Source organism: Planotetraspora silvatica, from assembly GCF_016863315.1.
Lineage (GTDB): Bacteria > Actinomycetota > Actinomycetes > Streptosporangiales > Streptosporangiaceae > Planotetraspora > Planotetraspora silvatica.
On record NZ_BOOQ01000111.1, the window covers coordinates 1 to 682 of the forward strand.

Genomic DNA, 682 nt, shown 5'->3' on the forward strand with positions numbered 1-682 from the left:
CCGGTGACTGAACCTCGCCCCACCTGGCGTCATTACGCTACGCAAACGGGGTATTACGGGTGATCGACGAAGGAAGCAGGCGTATCAATCAGGGGTGAAGTGGGGGATTCACATGGCAGGGTCCAGGACGCCGCCGGTGCAGGGCGTACCCGCGCAGCGGGAGAGCGGCGCCGAACAGAGTCCCGCGCCGGGTCAGGGCACCCTCACTCGGGATCGCCGGGCGGCGTCCGGTCTGGTGACCGATCAGGGTCGCACGACCATCGCCGGGGAGGCGGTCGCGAAGATCGCGGGTGTCGCCGCCAGGGAGATTTCGGGTGTGCATGATTTCGGCACGGGGACGGCACGGGCGTTCGGGGCGCTCAAGGGCAGGCTGGGCGTCGCCGACAGCGTCACCCAGGGAGTCGCGGTAGAGGTCGGCGAGCGTCAGGCCGCGGCCGACATCGCCCTGGTCGTGGATTACGGGGTCGCCATCCCCGATCTCGCGGCGGCTGTGCGGCGCAACGTGATCAGCGCGGTCGAGCACATGTGCGGGCTCGAGGTGACCGAGGTCAACATCGCGGTGGACGACGTGCACCTGCCTCAAGAGGACGAGGGCGGCGAAACCCAGGCGGCGCCGCGGGTCGAATGAGCGCCCCGATTGCGAGGCTCGTCGCCGAGCGGACCAGGGCCTGCCCTTACGTGG

General features: G+C 69.5%; 1 protein-coding gene. It reads left to right on the plus strand.

Annotation, left to right across the window (positions count from 1 at the left end; genetic code table 11):
* Window positions 1–112: 112 nt before the first annotated feature.
* Entirely contained in the window at window positions 113–628 is a 516-nt protein-coding gene (locus Psi02_RS39820; protein WP_203981099.1) for an Asp23/Gls24 family envelope stress response protein, read from the plus strand.
* Window positions 629–682 lie beyond the last annotated feature (54 nt).

Excerpts from the sequence above, each read along its gene's own strand:
- Psi02_RS39820 (WP_203981099.1), top strand. The coding sequence starts at position 113 with ATGGCAGGGTCCAGGACGCCGCCGGTGCAGGGCGTACCCGCGCAGCGG.